Consider the following 17248-nt stretch of genomic DNA (forward strand, 5'->3'; position numbering starts at 1 on the left):
TGCCCATGTCTTCGCTACCCACTTCATCCGCACCGGCGGTGACCGGCTTGCGCGGGCTGGTGGCCGACTGGTCCTCGGACCAGCAGGCCTTCAAGGTGTCGTGGGGCAAGGCGATGATGTGGATCTTCCTCGTGTCCGACACCTTCATTTTCAGCTGTTTCCTGACCGGGTACATGACGGTCAGGATCGCCAGCACGGCGCCCTGGCCGAACCCCAGCATCGTGTTCGGGCTCAAGGTGGGTGGCACCGAGGTGCCGTTGCTGCTGATCGCCATCATGACCTTCGTGCTCATCAGCAGCAGCGGGACGATGGCGATGGCCGTCAACTTTGCCTACCGGCGCGATCGCGTGAGATGCGCGTTGCTCATGTTTGCCACGGCGCTGTTCGGCGTGGCCTTCGTCAGCATGCAGGCCTTTGAATGGACCAAGCTGATCGTGACCGAGGGCGTACGCCCGTGGGGCAACCCGATGGGGGCGCCGCAGTTTGGCTCCGCCTTCTTCATGATCACCGGCTTCCATGGCCTGCATGTGAGCTGCGGCGTGATCTACCTGCTGATCGTCGCCACCAAGGTGCTGCGGGGCCGCTACGAGCGCACGGGCAACTACCAGATCGTGGAGATCGCCGGGCTCTACTGGCACTTCGTGGACCTGGTTTGGGTGTTTATCTTCGCGCTGTTCTATCTCTGGTGAGGCCCATCATGGCTGCGTCGACCCCATCTCCCGAATTGCCCGCGCAGGCCCCCGCCGTTGCCGGCTCGCACGGCGATTTGCCGCACGGGCAAGCGCATGGGCAGCAACATGGGCAGCAACATCCCATTGGCCTGTACCTGAAGATCTGGGCACTGTTGTTCGTCCTGTCCACGTTGTCGTACCTGGTGGACTACTTCCATTTCGAGGGCTATCTGCGCTGGACCCTGATCCTGCTTTTCATGGTGATGAAGGCCGGATTGATCGTGGCCGTGTTCATGCACATGGCCTGGGAGCGGCTGGCGCTGATCTGCGCCATCCTGCTGCCGCCGCTCTGCCTGCTGGTGCTGGTGGGCCTGATGGCGGCCGAGGCAGACTACACGTTCCTCTTGCGCGGGGTTTTCTTCCGCTGAGTGTGCCTGCGCGTGCGGTGCATGTTCCGTGCGCGCCATCCGGGTACACTTGCCCGGTTGCCCGCCACTACGAGGAAACCATGCACCCAGCTACGGAAGCCATCCTGATCTATAACCATGGCCGCGATCCCGAGCGGCTGACCCGCAAGCTCGCGGCCATCGCCGCCGATCCGTTCGCCTTCCTGCGTGGCACCAACCACCTCTACGCGGCCTCAGTGGGCACCGAGGCCGCGCTGATGGAGGCACCCACCACCTATGTCTGCGGCGATCTCCATCTGGAGAACCTGGGCAGCTTCAAGGGCGACAACGGCCTGGTTTATTTCGATCTGAACGACTTCGACGACGCGATGGTTGCGCCGCTGACGGTGGACCTCGTGCGCTTGCTGTCCAGCCTGATGATCGCGGCGCCGCAGCTCGGCCTGTCGGATGCCGACGCGCGCGCGGGTGCCGAGCGCATGCTCGATACCTACGCGGCGGTGCTGGCCAGCGGCAAGCCGCGCTGGGTGGAGCGCGCCACCGCTACCGGCCTGGTGGCGACGCTGCTGCGCCGCGTCAAACGCCGCCGCCGCGGCGAGGTCTTGGCGGCGCGCACCGTGCGGCGTGGCGGGAAACGACGCCTGCTGGTCGACAACATCCATGCGCTGGCACCGCTCAAGGGCGAGCGCAAGCGCGCTGGCGCCATCCTGCGTGAGTTCGCGCGGCAGGCCCATCACGGCCAGTTCGTGGCCGACGACGCGGCGCGGCGGGTGGCGGGCGTGGGTAGCCTGGGGCTGGAGCGCTATGTGGTGCTAGCCCATGCGCCCGGCACGCCGACCGCCCAGCGGCTTATCGACATCAAGCGCGCCGCGCCCAGCGCGTGGCAAGGCTTGCCGTATGGCGCGCAACCCGCGTGGGGCAGCGACGCGTCGCGCGTGGTGCATATCCAGCACGCCATGCAGGCGGCTTCGCCTGCGCTGCTCTCAGCGGTGGCGATGGGGCCCGGGCCAGCAAGCCCGTCCTATATCGTCAAGAGCCTGCAGCCCACGGCCGACCGCGTGAACCTTGGGCCTCACACCGATCGCGCCAGCCTGAACGAGGTGCTTCTCACGATGGCGCGCTCGGCGGCCTGGGCGCACCTGCGCGGCTGCGGACATGAAGCCGCCGATCGGATCGAGGCGTTGCAGGAATTCGCTGCCGGTTCGCGCTGGCGCGCGCCGGTGCTGCGGCTGGCGCGGCATGGCTGCGAGATGGCGCAGGCACAGTGGAAGGACTTTGCCGAGGACTACCACAAGGCCCGGGGGAAATAGGCCTGGTTCGCGCGCTCGCTAGCCGTCGCCAACCCTCTTTTCCTGGCCGGGCGGTTGCCCGGCCAGGACGGTACATCAGACCTGCGTGATGAACTTGGTCACCAGGTAGCCATCGAAGGTTTCCTGGCCGCCTTCGCTGCCGATGCCGGAATCCTTGATGCCGCCAAACGGCGTCTCGGCCAGCGCCATGCCGAAGTGGTTGATGTTGACCATGCCGGCTTCCAGGCCGTTGGACACCACCGTCGCGGTCTTCAGCGAGTTGGTGAACACGTACGAGGCCAGGCCGAACGGCAGGCTGTTGGCGCGGCGCAGCACTTCTTCCACGTCCTTGAAGCGCGTCACCGGCGCTACCGGGCCGAAGGGCTCGTCGACCATCAGCTTGGCGTCGTCGGGCAGGTCGGTGACGACGGTTGGGGCAAAGAAGAAGCCCTTGTCACCGATGCGCTTGCCGCCCGCCACCACCTTGCCGCCGCGATGATTGGCGTCGTCCAGGAACTGCTCCATCGAGGCGATGCGGCGCTCGTGCGCAAGCGGCCCCATCTGGGTGCCGTCGTCCAGGCCGTCGCCAACCTTGATCGAGCCGATCACTTCGGTAAAGCGCGCCAGGAACTTGTCGTAGGCTTTTTCCTGCACGTAGAAGCGCGTGGGCGACACGCACACCTGGCCGGCGTTGCGCAGCTTGAAGCGCGCCAGCATTTCCGCTGCCGGCTCGATGTCGGCGTCGTCAAACACCAGCACCGGCGAGTGCCCGCCCAGCTCCATGGTCACGCGCTTCATGTGGGCGCCGGCCAGCGCGGCCAGCTGCTTGCCCACCGGCACCGAACCGGTGAAGGAGATCTTGCGCACGATCGGCGATTCGATCAGGTAGGTGGAGATCTCGCCCGGCACGCCCCAGACGATGTTCAGCACGCCCGGGGGCAGGCCTGCATCGTGGAACAGCTGGGCCAGCGCGACCACCGCGCTGGGCGAGTCTTCCGGGCCCTTGAGGATCAGCGTGCAGCCGGCGCCGATGGCCGAGACCATCTTGCGGATCGCCTGGTTGAAAGGGAAGTTCCACGGCGTAAAGGCAGCGCACACGCCGATCGGCTCGCGCACCACGATCTGGCGCACGTTGGGCTGGCGCGGCGGGATCACGCGGCCGTAGATGCGGCGGCATTCCTCGGCGTGCCATTCGGCGTGCTCGGCGCAGATCATGACTTCGCCGATGGCTTCGGCCAGCGGCTTGCCCTGGTCCAGCGTGATGTTGCGGCCGATGTCCTTGGCGCGCTCGCGGGTCAGTTCTGCCACGCGGCGCAGGATTTTGGAGCGCTCCAGCGGCGAGGTCTTCTTCCAGCTTTCAAAGGCGCGCTGCGCGGCGGCCAGGGCGCGGTCCAGATCGCCGCGGTTGGCATGCGGCAGCTTGCCCAGGAGTTCCTGGGTGGCGGGGTTGATGACGTCTTGCTCGCGTCGGTCCCCTCCCTTGACGAATTCTCCGTCGATGTAGAGGGCGAGATCCTGGTACATGCCTTTCTCCTGAAGAAGGTTGCGTGCGACAAGCGCAGCCGGTGCCGCCGCGGTGGGGGATGCCGCGCGTGGGCGCGGCGGCCAAACCGCAAGCTTAACGCGTCGGCCGGTTTTGTGCATCGGCAGGCGCCGGCGTTTCCGAGGGGCGGGAGAAAGTGCGGCAAAAGCCACCGTCCGCGATCTCTCACGGGCTCAGGAAGAATGGCTGATGCCCGGGGCTCAGCCGCGCCGCATCGCCACCATGCTGCGCGTAGCCAGTGCTAGTGCATTGTGCCGGTTGCCGCCGCCCAGGTCATCGGAGATCTCCGTGGCCGCGTTCAGCACCAGCGCGGCAAAGCCCTTGATCTTGTGCGGCTTGAACCGCTCAGCGGGCCCCGACAGCCCGATGGCGGCGATGACGTGCCCGTTGCCGTCGCAGATCGGCGCGGCCACGCCGTAGACGGTCTCGCGCCACTCGCCGCGGTTGACCGCATAGCCCTCTTTGCGCACCTTGGCCATCTCCCGCAGGAAACGCTCGGGCTCGACGATGCTGTTGGGTGTGGACGGCACCAGCGTGGTGAACATGCGCTGCAACGCGGTGTCCGGCTGGAAGGCTAGCATCGCCTTGCCGGTGGCCACGCAGTGCGCCAGCGCCCGCCCGCCGATCTGGGTATAGGCGCGCACGGGGTTGGGGCTGTCGATCTTGTGCACGTAGACCACCTCGGCGCGGTCCAGCACGGACAGGTGCACACTCTCGCCGCTGGCGTGCATCAGCTTGTCCATCCACGCCTGGGCATGGCGGCGCAGGTCCAGCCGCGAGAGCACCGCCGAGCCCAACTCCCAGAGCTTGATCGACGCACTGTAGCCGGTGCCGGAGGCGTCGCGAATCACATAATTGAGTTCGGTCAGCGCTTGCAGCAGCCGATGCACATTGCTCTTGGCCAGGCCCAGGCGGGTGGCGATCTCGGTGAGGCCCAGCGGCCGGTCGCTGTGCGCCAGCAACTCGATCACGCCGAGGCCCTTGATCAAGGTGTTGTTCATCGATGCTTATGCTCCATGCGGGCATCTGATGCGGATGGCGCACCCTGTTCTCAAATGTGGAACGATAGTATCGTATTTTGCAACTCCCTATAATCGTTGCAGCGCGTTGTCGCAACGCGGCCGGCAGCTTGCCGAAGAGGACGGCTGATTCACTGCGCCGCCTCTCTCTCCTTCCCTGTGGATGCTTCCCATGCGTGATCTCGACCAACAGGACCTGCCGCTGCAAGGCGTGCGGGTCGTGGAATTCTGTACCGTTGCCGCCGGGCCCTTTTGCGGCATGCTGCTGGCCGATATGGGCGCCGAGGTGATCAAGGTGGAAGCGCCCGAGGGCGACACCTTACGGCAGTGGCCGCCGCTATCCGATGGCTTCTCCGAGAACTTCGCCTCGCTCAACCGCAACAAGGAGTCGGTGGCGCTCAACCTGAAGGATGCCGCCGACGTGGCGCTGGCGCGTGCGCTGATCCTGGATGCCGACGTGGTGATCGAGAACAACCGCCCGGGGGTGATGGACCGGCTCGGGCTGGGCTACGCCAGCTTTCGCGAGCAAAAGCCAGGTCTGGTGTATTGCTCGGTGTCCGCCTACGGCCAGAGCGGCCCGCGCGCAGGCGAGGGCGGGTTCGACCTGACCATCCAGGCTGCGGCCGGCGTCATGAGCGTAACCGGCGAGCCCGATGGCGCGCCGGTGAAGTGCGGCGTGCCGCTGGCGGACTTTGCTTCGGGGCTGTACGGCGCCTTTGCCATTGCCAGCGCGCTCACCCGGGTGCGGGCCGGCGGCGCGGGCGCACATATCGATGTGCCGATGTACGGTTGCACGCTCGGCATCGCCGCACTGCAGACCAGCGAGTACTTCGGCACCGGCCGAAGCCCGGCCAAGCTGGGCTCCGCGCATCCGCGCAATGCGCCCTACCAGGCCTTCCAGGCCGCCGATGGCTACTTTGCCATCGCCGCGGGCAACCAGAAGCTGTGGCTCGAAGTGGTGCGCGTGGTGGCACTGCCCGCTCTGGCGCAGGACGCGCGCTTCGCCACCACGCGCGACCGCGCGGCCAACCAGGCCGCACTGAAGATCCTGCTGGAGGAGCGCTTTGCCACCGCTGGCGTGGCGCACTGGATAGCCGCTTTCAATGCCGCTGGCGTGCCGCATGCGCGTATCAACGACTATGCCGCCGCGCTGGACGATCCGCAGGTGGCGCATATGGATTGGGTGCGCCCGCTGACGCTGCCTGGCGGCCACCAGACCCGCACCTTCGCCTCGCCGCTGCGTTTCGACGGGCTGGGCTTGCCGATCCGCCGCGACCCGCCGGCGCTGGGCGAGCACAACGCCGCCGTGCGCGCCCGCTACCAGGCGGGCAGTGCAGCCACGGAACAAGACCCCACGTAAGTCAAAGGCAGATAGAGGAATCATCATGAGCGACAAGACCGGCAACATCGATCGGCTGCGCGCGTTCGTTGCCACCATCAGCCGCGTGGTTACGCAGGCAGAACGCGAGGGCAGCAGCGAGCCGGACATCCTCGCGCAAGCCAGCGCCGCGCTGAGCGAACTGGTGGCGCACGACGACTGGCTGCCTGAGGCCATGGCACGCCCGCATCCTGTCTACTACCAGCAGCATCTGCTCTATGGCGATCCGCTCGATCGCTTTTCGCTGGTCAGCTTCGTCTGGGGGCCGGGCCAGCAAACGCCCGTGCACGACCACACGGTGTGGGGCCTGATCGGCATGCTGCGCGGCGCCGAGGTGGACCAGCACTACCGCGTGGAAGGCGGCCGGCTGGTGGAAGACGGCGATGCCGTGGTGCTGAGCGCCGGCCAGGTGGCCGCGGTCTCGCCCACGCTGGGCGATGTGCACCGCGTGCGCAATGCGCATGACGACCGGGTGTCGATCAGCGTGCATCTGTATGGCGGCAACATTGGCCGCATCCAGCGCCATGTGTATGACGCCGCCAGCGGCGCCACCAAGCCGTTCGTATCCGGCTACTCCAATGCGCTGGTGCCCAACCTGTGGGCGCCGGCGGCAGCGCCGGCGCAGGGGTGAACGTGGAACAAGCCGGTCTGCTGATTGACAAGCAAGGCGACGTCACCCGATTGACGCTGAACCGGCCCGAGCGTGGCAATGCGCTGTCGGCCGGGCTGGTGGAGGCGCTCGCGGCGGCGGTGCTGGCGTGCCACCACGATGGCACCCGCCTGCTCGCCATTGACGGCGCCGGCACGCATTTCTGCACGGGGTTCGATCTGGGTGAGCTGGATAGCGAGAGCGACGATTCGCTGCTGGCGCGTTTCGTGCGCGTCGAGCTGCTGCTGCAAAGCGTGCACGGCGCACCCTTTACCACCGTCGCGCTGGTCCAGGGCCGCGCCATGGGCGCGGGCGCCGACCTGATGGTGGCCTGCGAGCAGCATTGGATCGCGCCGGGCAGCACGCTGGCTTTCCCCGGCGCGGCCTTCGGCCTGGTGCTGGGCAGCGCTCGGCTGGCGCAGCTGGTGGGTGTGGCTACGGCGCGGGACTGGATCGCGAGCGGGCGGGCCGTTCGGGCCGAGGAAGCGCTGGCCTGCGACATGGCCGGCAATTTGGTGGCGCCGCAGGCGCGCGCCGGCGCGCTTGCCACGTTGGCGCAGCGTGCGCGCCGGCTGGACGCCCCAACCCATGCCGCTATCCAGGCCGCCACGCAGGGCGGCCACGCCATGGCAGAAGCGGCGCGCGCGGCGCAGCTGGCCGAGCTGGTGCGCTCCGCCGCCCGGCCGGGACTCAAGGCGCGCATCGCCGCCTACCGGGCGGCGTCCAGGCGCTGACTCAGCGCGGCTCGGGGCTGAACGCCGGCAGGTCCGGCCATGCCAGCGCTGCCCAGGCGCCCTTGGGCGGCGCCAGCAGCTGGCGCAAGCTGGCTGCATCGAAGGCCTTGCCCAGAGGGTCGGCGCGGAATGCGGCAAGCCATTGCTGGCGGCCGGCGATAAAGGCATGGCCGAAGTCTTCCCAGCTGGCAAAACAGTCCTGCGCGCGCTGCGCGTTGAGCAGGAGCACGCGCCACGCGGCCATCGGCTCGACCCAGCCCATCAGCATGACGGTGCGCGCAAAAAAGGCCATCCGGACGCAGGCAAAGGCCAGCGCGGCGCGCGGATCGTCGGTCGGCAGCAGCGCATGCAGGTCGGCGCGAAACCACCGTGATTCGAACATCTGGGCGAGGTGCTGGCGCACTTCGTCATCCGTGGCATTGGCGCGGAACTCCATCTGATGCAGCAACTGCACGCGGAACAACGCGCGCGCCGCGTCGGTCATGTGGTCCGATGCGGGGTTGAAAAACCCCGTCATGCTGGTGGCATCAACCATGGGCTGCGCCAACGTCAATGCCCATTGCTTGCGCCGGGTGAACACAGCGGGACGCTTGGGGCGCAGGAAGCGGTAGACCCGCCATAGCACAAAGGCCCCGAGGAGCAGGTAGAAGACATTCATCCCATTCATCCGATCTGGCGCTCCGTTACACCTCGCGAGGGCGAAGCCTGGATTTGCGCCGCGTGCGACAGCGAGATGTCCGGCCATGGCACGTCTTCGGTGGCGACAACCGCCTCGGCGTCACCCGCGCCCGGCGTTTGCCGAGTGGCATACCGGACCGATGCCGCCATTGGCGAACGCTCCGTCAGCAAGCCAGGCTGGCGCGCGGCGACCAGCCACTCCACCATTGGCGTCGGCGCGCGGAGCCTGACAAAGAGTTGTGGGTACCGGGCGACCAATCGGGTCTGCGTCGCGGCGTCGGCCACGTCTTCAATGCGCGCCCAGCCGGCTGGCGTGCGCACCACGCCGATGGCGATGCAATCGTCCGGGGTTTCCGCATCGGTACCCAGGGCGTTCAGGCAGGCTAGCACATCTTCCACGTAGCGCGCGATGGGCGGCCTGTTCTGCTTGCCCTTGACCTGGTCGATGGTGAGCGCGCCACTGGCCAGCACATGCACGCTGATGGTGATATGCGGTTGTCCGCTGGCATCGCGGAAGCTCAGCAAGCGCAGGCGCTGCTGCGCCACCGCTTCGGCATAGCGCTCGCCGTAGCCGCCGGAGAGCGCGCGCCGGTCGGAAAACTGCCCCAGGCAATGCCGCATGACGTAGCTTTCAAAGGCCATTTCCGCGCGCAGCAGCGCACTGTCTGGCAGCAATTCCACGAACACGCCATGCGGCGTCGACAGCAAGGTACGCAGCGCTTCGGGCTGGCTCTGGCGCCAGCCGCGCTCGATGCGCGTGGCCATCTCGGCATGTTCCTTGTCCCACAGCGCCAGTGCTTGCGGGCAGGTGATGCGGTCGAGCTTGCCGTCAAGAGCGGTGCCCTTGCGCGAGGTCAGGAACTCGACGAGCCGCGCTTCCAGCGCCAGCAGGCGCGGCTCGACAGGATCCACCCAGACGACCGGGGCCGGTGGCATTGCTGCTTCGCCGCTCGCCTTGGCCGACGCGCCAAAGCGCGCCGCAACCCACTCCGGCATCGCCTCGGATCTCAGGGCCTGCCGCGCACCGTCGAGCGAATCAATCTTGATGGCCGGCTCGAAGTTGGCGACGAGATGGCGATAGAAGTGGTTGAGCAGCCAGGCGCGCACCGCGGCATCGTCGCCGCGCGCCTGGCTGCGCGCGGCGATGCCCGCCTTCAGGGCGCCGGCATTGAGGGCGTTGCGCGGCGCGTAGCCTGTCATCCGGCAGGCGGTACTCATTTCCAGACTTGCCACCAGCTCTTGCTCTTGCCGGCAGGGTTGGCTTGCGTGCGGTAGAGCGCCACTTTTTCCTCCATCGCCTTGACATCGGCGAGCTCGTATTCGTTGCTGCGCGGATTGAGTGCGATGGCACGCTCAAAGAGGGCGGCGGCCTCGGCGTGGCGCTGCAGCCCACTGAGCGTGTCGGCCGCCAGGCTGACCATCCAGGATTCCGAGCAACCATCGACGTGGCGCGCGATGCGGCTCCACAGGGCCGCGGCTTCTTCGGGGCAGTTATGCGCCAGGTTGAAAGCCATTTGCAGGCGCACGCCCAAGTCCCTGCTCGACAGCTTGCTACCGTCCTGGCCTTCTTCCCGCTCCCATTTCACCAGGCGCTCCACCCAGATGGGAATCTCGCGGTCGCGATCGAGCTTGTACAGGGCCTGCGACACCTCGCTCAGGTAGTCGTTGGGGTCATGCCGGCTGTAGCCAAACTCGGCGGCGTAGTGCCAGAGCTGCTCGGCGGCGCTGATGATCCCCTCGGAATCCTGCATTGCGATCCGCACGCTCAGCAGGCCGGCGTAGTGTTCGGCAAACGGGCTGGCGGCGATGCCGCGCCTGTGCAGCTCGACGGCATCCTCGTAGCGCCGCTCGTCGTACCGATAGATGATGGCCAGGTTGTTGCACAGCATGGAGTAGAGGTGCGCGCAGGCATCGTACGGATGGCCGGCACCGCTCTCGAAATAGCGCTCCAGGCACGCCTGCCCTTGTTCGTAGGCGGCAATCTGCAGCTTGATGAAATCGCTGTAGGTTTCGTTGCGCGACTCGGCAGGGACGCGGTCCAGGTGTTCCCCGAGCAAATCGCCAAGCGCGACCCCGAAGTTGTACGCCCACAGCCCGCTTGGCAGCGAGAAGGCCGGCAGCTTCAGCGTCTGGATCACCCCAAGCGATTGCACCCGAGCCTCGAACAGGGCATAGGCCGTGCGGTTGTCCTGCATGCCGCCTTCCTGCGCCGCCGCATACAGCCGCGCCGCTTGCGTTGTGGCATCGATGCGGCCCGCCGCGCCGTCGTTGACCGCCGCCAGTCTTGCGATCCATGGATGGCCCGGCGAACGCTGCTCGGCCAGTGCGCGTGCTGCGTCGAATACCGACTGCAAGGCCTGCGCATCCACTTGCTCACCCACGGCGCCAAAGAGCGCTTCATGGGTCGGGGAGAGGGTCCGCGGATCCTGTTCTCCCTCTTGCGCTTTTGACAGGAAGGCTGCCAGCGTTTCTTCCGTATTGCAGGCCCGCATGGCGCACAATGGCCACCAGGCCGAGCCGTCGGCCGCATCGGCCAGCCGCGCGTGAACCAGCTGCGCGGCGCCATCCCACATCTCGTCCTCGACCTGATAGATGTGCAGGAAGGCCCGGCGGCCGGCCTCGTCAACGCGCTGGGCTTGCATCAGCCACGGCAGCTCGTATTCGATGAAGTCATCGCTGCCGTTCGACGACAGGCTATGGCGCGCGGCGGAGCAGGCGTCCAGTGCGCCGGGCAAATCGCCCTGCGCGTACAAGGCGCGCGCCGCGAGCCGGGACAGCCGGACTTCCAGTTCACGGCGCTGCGGCAACGACTGCTGCGCTGTCAGGGCCCTCGCGGCCTGCTGGAAGTCGGCGAGGCGCTCGGGCGCGATGCCGATCAGGGCGCTGCCCAGGCGCAGCCAGTCGTTTTCGTCGACGTCCTGTTGCGCGTCGGCCGTCTGCAGCGCCAGGATGGCCGCGCCAGCTGCTGCGCGGGCCTCGTCGTTGCTGTCATGGCGCGTCAGCGCCCAGGCGCGCCGCCGCTGATAGTCGGCGAGGTCCCATGCACGGAACGGCGCGCGTTCCGCGATGGCCCCGTTCAATGCATGGCGCAGGTCAATTGTCTCCAGCGCAATGCCCAGCTTGCGCACTTCCAGGCTATCGAACACGCGAAGCTGCCGATACCGGTCCGCATTCAGCTCCGGCATCCCTGCCACGATGGCGCGCATCTCAGCGAGGGCACGCTGGATGCTCTCTTCCTCGTTGACGTGGTTGGCTATCTGGAGGCGATAGAGCGCCAGGTACATGCGCAGTTCGGCCTGCGCTTCGCGCGGCGTGGCTTCCAGCGTGCCGGCGCCGTCTACGTTGACCACCGCCAGCGCAGCCTCCGGATCCCCCGCGCGCATCCATAGCGTATGCAGCCGGTCGATGGACTCAAGGGAGTCGGCCCGCAAAGGCTTGGCGCGCAATCTGGCCAGCAAATCGGCGGCTTCGCTTGAATTGCCTTCCTCAAGATCGGCTTCGAGGCGATCCAGTAACTGTTCCAGCTGAGCACCTGTCAATGCGTTGCCATTGATATCCACGGTTCTTCCCATAATGTGATCTAGTTTGCACCTAACGCGATTCTACCCGGAGATGCCACAGACTCGGAAATTGCGCCTGATGGTTCGCCCAATGGCGCTGCGGTTCAAGCGATCATCACGATAAAACGCCCCGCCTCCTTGGGGGAGGCGGGGCGTTTTATCGTGGTTGCCCGGAAGGGGGAAGGGGGAAGGGGGAAGCGGGAAGCGGCAAAACGCGGCCGTACGCGCTTAGTTCTTCTGCGCGTCGGCGGGCGTGGTCGACATGTCCTTTTTCATGGTGTCGTTGTTGGCCTTCTTCTCGGCGCTCTTTTGCTGCTTGGCGGACTTCACGTCCTGCTTGTACTCTGTCTTGGCGGCCTTTTTCTTGGTCTTGTATTCGTCCGAGGCCTGCTTGTTGGCATCGCGGCGCTGGACCAGCGGATCCTTCGGCGGCTCGATCTGTGTCATGCCGGCAGGCGCCGCGGCATTGCCGCTATCGGCAGGAACGGCGGGCGTCTGGGCAAAGGCGGCCGCACATAGCAGGCCGGCAGCCAGGGCGGTGGAAGCTTGCAAAAAGCGAATCGGCGTGTTCTTCGTCATATCGGACCTCACGGTTCATGGATGGAAACGGCGCTTGGACGCCACGGCGGGGGACACCGCCATGGCCGCTCTGCGAGACACCAAGGGCCACTTGTGTATTGCGTTTCGCCAATGTTTGACTCCTTGCGCGCAGAGCTCGTGCCCTGATCCAAACAACTGCTTACAATTGGCTTTCCGTCTGACAGACGACTACCGACAAGGGCTGTCGGCAAGGTGTGACATAGTGGCAAACGTGGGCATCGCGCATGGCATTGCCCCGCGTTTCCCGACGATCCCAGGCGCAATCAGAACACGACAAGAACACGACAAGAACACGATAAAAACACGAGACCACCCCCGAACATGCCAACAAAATCCAAAGCCCAGCTGACCACGGGCCCGATCGGCCGCACGTTGCTGCTGTTTTCGCTGCCGGTGCTGGGCAGCAACATCCTGCAGTCGCTCAACGCCTCGATCAATTCCGTGTGGGTGGGGCATTTCCTCGGCGAGGCGGCGCTGACGGCCACCTCAAACGCCAACATCATCCTGTTCTTCCTGCTCGGCGTGGTGTTCGGCATCAGCATGGCCAACACCATCATGATCGGGCAAGCCGTGGGCGCGCGCGACCTGGTCGAGGCGCGCCGCGTGGTGGGCACCAGCACCACCTTCTTTGTCCTGCTGTCGGTGCTGGCAGCGGCGCTGGGCTACGCCTTCACGCCCGACATCCTTGCCGCGATGGGCACGCCGGCCGATGCCAGGGCGCTTGCCATCAGCTACCTGCGCATCATCTTCCTGGCGCTGCCCTTCATGTATTTCTACAACTTCGTGATGATGACGCTGCGCGGCGCGGGAGACTCGCGCACGCCGTTCTATTTCATGCTGTTGTCGGTGGGGCTGGACGTGGTGCTCAATCCGCTGCTGATCTTTGGCATCGGCCCGTTCCCGGAGCTCGGCATCGCCGGCTCGGCGCTGTCCACGCTGATCGCGCAGTTGGCGAGCCTGGCCGCGATGCTGGTCGTGCTCTACCGCCGCCACCACTTCCTGGCGCTGCGGCGCCACCAGCTCGCCTACCTGAGGCCCGATACCGCGATCCTGCGCGCGCTGGTGGCCAAGGGCTTGCCGATGGGGCTGCAGATGGTGGTGATCTCGTCGTCGGCGATCGTGATGATGTCGCTGGTCAATCGCTACGGCTCGCAGACCACCGCCGCCTACGGCGTGGCCTCGCAGTTGTGGACGTACGTGCAGATGCCCGCGCTGGCGGTTGGCGCCAGCGTGTCGTCGATGGTGGCGCAGAACGTGGGCGCCGGGCTGTGGAGTCGCGTGACGCGCATCACACGCGTGGGGCTGATGTTCAACTTGCTGATGACCGGAACGCTGGTTGCCCTGATCTACCTGTTCAACCGTCACTCGCTGGGCTTGTTCCTGCCCGATGACGGCACGGCCATCGGTATTGCGCAGCATATCAATGCCATCGTGCTGTGGTCCTTCATCCTGTTCGGCTTCACCATCGTGTTGTTCGGCACCGTGCGCGCCACCGGCGCGGTGATGGCCCCGCTGGTGATCCTGTTCCTGTCGATGTGGGTGGTGCGCCTGCCATTTGCCTGGGTGCTCGAGCGCGCCGTCGGCGCCGATGCGATCTGGTGGAGCTTTCCGCTGGGCTCGGTGGTCTCGGTCACGCTGGCCGTGGCGTATTACCGCTTTGGCAACTGGCGCGCCGCCCGTATCCTGCCGGTCGCGCCCGGGCCGGCCCCGGAGCCGGAGTTCGCGCCCCAGGCGCCCGATACCAGCATGGGCACAGCGTGCGAGGAAGCCCTGAGCACGGCCGGCGCCGCCGGCGAGCCGGCGCTGGCGGGAGAGTCACGTGCAATGTCGAAGCAGGGCGCCGACTGAGTCGCTGGCCCGCATATCCGGCGTTCCAGTAAGGTGATGCAAGCGGCCCTCGGGTCTGCCGGCACGCGTCCGCACCAGGATGATCCTCGTGTTTTCCTTACGTTTTCCTTTCGATCCCCTTCAATTTCCCTTCGGCTTCCTTTCATTCGTCTTTCGGTGTTACATCACGGCGTGATGTATGTATTTTGGCGGGATTTCCAAGCGTATCGGTGAATACCCCTAAACCAAGACAAATGAAAGCAAGCTGAAAGATCGCCTCTCTAATGTTCGTTCCATCCTGCAGGGACACTATTTTCTTCCTGCCGAACGGACCACCTCCGCATGCAAAGAGCCTGCGAGCGGAGGGGCACTGCTTTCACGTACTTTGAGGAGAATCGTTTTGCGCATACGCAGCCAAAAGGACTTTGCCTCCGGCCTGATGTTCATTCTGGTCGGATTGTGCTTTTCCTGGGTCGCCCGCGGCTATTCCATGGGAACAGCCGCCAAGATGGGCCCCGGATATTTTCCGTTTCTACTCGGCCTGGTACTCGCCGTGCTCGGTGCATTCGTGCTGATCGGCTCGGTATCGAAAAAGGGTGAAGCTGACCAGCTCGCCCGCTGGGACTTGAAGACCCTGTTGTGGATTCTGGGTTCGGTGGTGCTGTTCGGCCTGCTGCTCAAGCCGCTCGGCATGGTGTTGTCGGTGTTCGTGCTGGTGCTGGTGTCGTCGATGGCCAGCCATGAGTTCAGCTGGAAGGGCGCGGTCTTGAACGCGATCGTCCTGGTGCTGATCAGCATGGGCGCCTTCGTGTACGGCATCAACCTGCAGATGCCGGTGTGGCCTGCTTTCATTACTGGTTAAGGAGTCGGCCATATGGAATTGATTGACCATCTTGCCTTGGGCTTTTCCACGGCGCTTTCGTTGCAGAACCTGGCATACGCCTTCCTGGGCTGTGTGCTGGGTACCTTGATCGGCGTGCTGCCGGGCCTGGGGCCTCTGGCCACCATCGCCATGCTGCTGCCGGTGACTTACACGCTGCCCCCGGTGGCAGCGCTGATCATGCTGGCCGGTATTTACTACGGCGCACAGTATGGTGGCTCCACCACCGCTATCCTGGTCAACCTGCCGGGTGAATCGTCGTCGGTGGTGACCACCATCGATGGCTACCAGATGGCACGGCGGGGACGAGCGGGCGTGGCATTGGCAACCGCTGGCCTGGGTTCCTTCTTTGCCGGCTGCGTGGCTACCCTGATCCTGGCCGCGTTTGCTACGCCGCTGTCGGAACTGGCGTTCAAGTTCGGTCCTGCCGAGTACTTCTCGCTGATGTGCCTGGGCCTGATCGGCGCCGTGGTGCTGGCTTCGGGCTCGCTGCCCAAGGCCGTGGCGATGATCGTGCTGGGCCTGCTGCTGGGCCTGATCGGTACCGACGTGAACTCGGGCGCCGCACGCTTCTCCTTCGACATCCCCGAGCTGACCGATGGCATCGACTTCGTCGCGCTGGCCATGGGTATGTTCGGCTTCGCGGAAATCATCGCGAACCTGGAGCAGAAGGAAGCCCGCGAGACCTTCACCGACAGCGTCACCAACCTCTGGCCGACCAGGGAAGATTTTCGCCGCATGATCCCGGCCGTGCTTCGCGGCACGTTCCTGGGCTCCGCGCTGGGCATCCTGCCGGGCGGCGGTGCGGCACTGGCTTCGTTCGCAGCCTACTCGCTGGAAAAGAAGACCTCCAAGTACGCACATGAGTTTGGCAAGGGCGCCATCGAAGGCGTGGCAGGTCCGGAATCGGCCAACAACGCCGCGGCGCAGACCTCCTTCATCCCGCTGCTCACGCTGGGCATTCCGCCCAACGCCGTGATGGCGCTGATGGTGGGCGCGATGACCATCCACAACATCCAGCCGGGCCCGCAGGTCATGACCAGCAACCCCGCGCTGTTCTGGGGCCTGATCGCCTCGATGTGGATCGGCAACCTGATGCTGATCATCCTGAACCTGCCGATGATTGGCGTGTGGGTGAAGCTGCTGACCGTGCCTTACCGCTTCCTGTACCCGGCCATTCTGGTGTTCTGCGGTATCGGCGTGTACTCGGTCAACAACCAGACCTTCGACGTGTTCATGGCAGCTGGCTTCGGCATCATCGGCTACCTGTTCCTGAAGCTCAAGTGCGAGCCGGCTCCGTTGCTGCTGGGCTTCGTGCTGGGGCCGATGATGGAAGAGAACTTCCGCCGCTCCTTGCTGCTGTCGCGCGGCGAGTTCACTGTGTTCGTGACCCGTCCGCTGTCGCTGGGCCTGCTGATCGCAGCAGCTTCGCTGGTTGCCATCGTTGCCCTGCCTTCCATCAAGGCAAAGCGCGAAGAGGCGTTCCAGGAAGAGTAATCGTCAAGCCCCACCCGCGCCGGCCTCGCGCTGGCGCGCGCAATGCAAGAAATGGGGTGCCTCGTGCACCCCATTTTTTTAATTGGCGCGCCTGGTGCCGACCGGGCCGCTTGCAGGTAACACGCCCGGGCGCGCTTGCCGCGCCAGGGCTGCCTATGTAGATCTGCTCTATCGCACCGCTGGCAGGTGTGTCACAGGAGCCGCATGAGAGCGCCAACGCTAGACGGCTTCGTTTCGAAGCTGTACATCCTCAAGCTTGTCCAGTCGAGCCCGTCGACGGTCATGACGCTGGTTGACCGCCTGCGCGAGCATGGAGTGGAAAAGAACATCCGTTCGCTCAGGCCCATCCTGCGCAGCCTGATGATCGCACGCGCGATCACGGCGGAGCTGGTGGAAGGCAGTGGCCGCGTCTATTGCATTACCGATAGCGGACGCGAAGAACTGCACAAATACCTGTCGCACCTCGACGTCCTGCAAAGCGACATCGAGCAGACGCGCTAGCATTGCCGCACCTGGCTA

At 65.7% G+C, this 17248-nt stretch carries 16 protein-coding genes; 10 read left to right on the forward strand and 6 right to left on the reverse strand.

Annotated elements, in window-relative coordinates; all coding sequences use genetic code 11:
• Positions 1 to 5 precede the first annotated feature (5 nt).
• The 3 genes from AC1RQC_RS06900 to AC1RQC_RS06910 all read left to right on the forward strand — a co-directional run bounded on the left by AC1RQC_RS06900 (position 6) and on the right by AC1RQC_RS06910 (position 2385).
• Entirely contained in the window at positions 6 to 689 is a 684-nt protein-coding gene (locus AC1RQC_RS06900) for a heme-copper oxidase subunit III family protein (RefSeq protein ID WP_492375892.1), read from the forward strand.
• A gap of 8 nt (positions 690 to 697) precedes the next feature.
• The gene (locus AC1RQC_RS06905; protein WP_492375891.1) at positions 698 to 1099 is read left to right on the forward strand and encodes a cytochrome C oxidase subunit IV family protein; all 402 of its coding nucleotides are present in this window, start codon (positions 698 to 700) and stop codon (positions 1097 to 1099) included.
• Positions 1100 to 1179: 80 nt separating this feature from the next.
• The gene (locus AC1RQC_RS06910; protein ID WP_492809754.1) at positions 1180 to 2385 is read left to right on the forward strand and encodes a DUF2252 family protein; all 1206 of its coding nucleotides are present in this window, start codon (positions 1180 to 1182) and stop codon (positions 2383 to 2385) included.
• A gap of 75 nt (positions 2386 to 2460) precedes the next feature.
• On the opposite strand, the gene AC1RQC_RS06915 is transcribed toward AC1RQC_RS06910, so the two are convergent.
• Together AC1RQC_RS06915 and AC1RQC_RS06920 are read right to left on the reverse strand one after the other, a co-directional pair.
• Complete coding sequence (locus AC1RQC_RS06915) at positions 2461 to 3888, reverse strand: NAD-dependent succinate-semialdehyde dehydrogenase (RefSeq protein WP_043356737.1); 1428 nt, start codon at positions 3886 to 3888, stop codon at positions 2461 to 2463.
• Positions 3889 to 4107: 219 nt separating this feature from the next.
• Positions 4108 to 4908: an IclR family transcriptional regulator gene (locus AC1RQC_RS06920; RefSeq protein WP_492375889.1), complete on the reverse strand. Its 801-nt coding sequence runs from the start codon at positions 4906 to 4908 to the stop codon at positions 4108 to 4110.
• Positions 4909 to 5098: 190 nt separating this feature from the next.
• Here AC1RQC_RS06920 and AC1RQC_RS06925 point away from each other — a divergent pair, with 190 nt between their 5' ends.
• The 3 genes from AC1RQC_RS06925 to AC1RQC_RS06935 are packed head-to-tail and all read left to right on the forward strand — an operon-like array spanning position 5099 to position 7687.
• Positions 5099 to 6286 (forward strand): CaiB/BaiF CoA transferase family protein, encoded by a 1188-nt coding sequence (locus tag AC1RQC_RS06925; protein WP_492375888.1) that lies wholly within the window; start codon positions 5099 to 5101, stop codon positions 6284 to 6286.
• Positions 6287 to 6311: 25 nt separating this feature from the next.
• A complete protein-coding gene (locus tag AC1RQC_RS06930) occupies positions 6312 to 6935 on the forward strand; it encodes a cysteine dioxygenase family protein (RefSeq protein ID WP_492375887.1) in 624 nt (207 codons plus the stop codon).
• 2 nt (positions 6936 to 6937) lie between these two features.
• Positions 6938 to 7687, forward strand: a complete 750-nt coding sequence (locus AC1RQC_RS06935) for an enoyl-CoA hydratase/isomerase family protein (protein ID WP_492882761.1) — start codon at positions 6938 to 6940, stop codon at positions 7685 to 7687.
• Position 7688: 1 nt separating this feature from the next.
• Here the strand turns inward: AC1RQC_RS06935 and AC1RQC_RS06940 are convergent, their stop codons facing one another.
• The 4 genes from AC1RQC_RS06940 to AC1RQC_RS06955 all read right to left on the reverse strand — a co-directional run bounded on the left by AC1RQC_RS06940 (position 7689) and on the right by AC1RQC_RS06955 (position 12504).
• Complete coding sequence (locus AC1RQC_RS06940) at positions 7689 to 8345, reverse strand: DUF1266 domain-containing protein (protein WP_492375885.1); 657 nt, start codon at positions 8343 to 8345, stop codon at positions 7689 to 7691.
• A 5-nt stretch (positions 8346 to 8350) separates the two neighbouring features.
• Positions 8351 to 9583, reverse strand: a complete 1233-nt coding sequence (locus AC1RQC_RS06945; RefSeq protein WP_492375884.1) for a hypothetical protein — start codon at positions 9581 to 9583, stop codon at positions 8351 to 8353.
• A complete protein-coding gene (locus AC1RQC_RS06950; protein WP_492882763.1) occupies positions 9580 to 11904 on the reverse strand; it encodes a coiled-coil domain-containing protein in 2325 nt (774 codons plus the stop codon). Before AC1RQC_RS06950 ends, AC1RQC_RS06945 begins: the two co-directional genes overlap by 4 nt.
• Before the next feature lie 249 nt (positions 11905 to 12153).
• Positions 12154 to 12504 carry a hypothetical protein gene (locus AC1RQC_RS06955; protein WP_492376735.1) on the reverse strand — a complete coding sequence of 117 codons (351 nt, stop codon included), beginning with the start codon at positions 12502 to 12504 and terminating at the stop codon, positions 12154 to 12156.
• Between the two features lie 342 nt (positions 12505 to 12846).
• On the opposite strand from AC1RQC_RS06955, the gene AC1RQC_RS06960 reads away from it, so the two are divergent.
• The 4 genes from AC1RQC_RS06960 to AC1RQC_RS06975 all read left to right on the forward strand — a co-directional run bounded on the left by AC1RQC_RS06960 (position 12847) and on the right by AC1RQC_RS06975 (position 17230).
• Entirely contained in the window at positions 12847 to 14373 is a 1527-nt protein-coding gene (locus tag AC1RQC_RS06960; protein ID WP_492809763.1) for an MATE family efflux transporter, read from the forward strand.
• Positions 14374 to 14752: 379 nt separating this feature from the next.
• A complete protein-coding gene (locus AC1RQC_RS06965; protein WP_150987427.1) occupies positions 14753 to 15214 on the forward strand; it encodes a tripartite tricarboxylate transporter TctB family protein in 462 nt (153 codons plus the stop codon).
• Positions 15215 to 15226: 12 nt separating this feature from the next.
• Positions 15227 to 16729, forward strand: a complete 1503-nt coding sequence (locus tag AC1RQC_RS06970) for a tripartite tricarboxylate transporter permease (protein WP_150987429.1) — start codon at positions 15227 to 15229, stop codon at positions 16727 to 16729.
• Positions 16730 to 16933: 204 nt separating this feature from the next.
• Positions 16934 to 17230 carry a helix-turn-helix transcriptional regulator gene (locus tag AC1RQC_RS06975; protein ID WP_043356716.1) on the forward strand — a complete coding sequence of 99 codons (297 nt, stop codon included), beginning with the start codon at positions 16934 to 16936 and terminating at the stop codon, positions 17228 to 17230.
• Positions 17231 to 17248 lie beyond the last annotated feature (18 nt).

The sequence above is a fragment of the Cupriavidus sp. GW822-FHT03E04 genome, from assembly GCF_058801495.1.